At 61.6% G+C, this 867-nt stretch carries 1 pseudogene and 1 other annotated feature; the pseudogene reads right to left on the reverse strand.

The annotated features are described in order from the left end of the window. Positions 1-867: pseudogene (locus ACHIRB_RS30455) on the reverse strand (IS3 family transposase); the annotation flags it as partial. After that, positions 458-586 (reverse strand) — a sequence feature (AL1L pseudoknot). (Overlaps the previous pseudogene by 129 nt.)

The raw sequence follows: 867 nt of genomic DNA on the forward strand, positions 1-867 counted from the left end.
TCGCGTGTTCGATCGCATCGAGTACCAGCGGTGTCGTCATCTCCGTCGAACTACGCCACCCCAGGATCCGGCGGGAGAATGCATCGATCACGAAGGCGACGTACACCCACCCCGACCATGTCGAGACATACGTGAAGTCCGCTACCCACAACACATTTGGAGCTTCCGGGCAGAATCGACGCTGCACCAGATCTGCCGCCCGATCGGCTAGCGGATCTGCAACGGTGGTCCGCTTCTTCTTACCTCGCCGGGCACCCTCGAGACCGAGTTCACCCATCAGCCGCTCGACGGTGCAGCGGGCCACCTCGATGTCCTCCCTGCGGCATTGCAGCCACACCTTCCGGGCGCCGTAAACGGAATAGTTCGACTCGTGCACCCGGACGATCTCCGACTTCAGCTCGTCGTCGCGGACCGCACGTTTGGATGGTGGACGGCTACGGGCGTCGTAGTAGGTGCTCGACGAGACCTTGCAACCGTGCTCGGTGAGCACCCTGCAGATCGGCTCGACGCCGAACTCCTGTTTGTGGTTGTCGATGAATTCGACGATCACTTGCGTTGGCGGTCGAGCTCCGCCGCGAAGAAAGTCGATGCAGACTTCAGAATTTCGTTGGCCCGCTTGAGTTCTCGATTCTCAGCTCGCAGCTTCCGCAACTCGGCCGCGGCATCGGTGCTCACGCCGGCACGCTGACCGGAATCGATTTGAGCCTTGCGGATCCAATTGTGCAGTGTTTGCGGCGTTCCAATGCCGAGCTTGCCGGCGACGGACTCGATCGCAGCCCACTCCGAACTGTGCTCATGACGGATCTCGGCAACCATCCGCACTGCCCGCTCACGCAGCTCCGGCGGATACCTCTTCGACGTCCCTGA

This window comes from Antrihabitans spumae (genome assembly GCF_043944905.1).
Taxonomy (GTDB): domain Bacteria; phylum Actinomycetota; class Actinomycetes; order Mycobacteriales; family Mycobacteriaceae; genus Antrihabitans; species Antrihabitans spumae.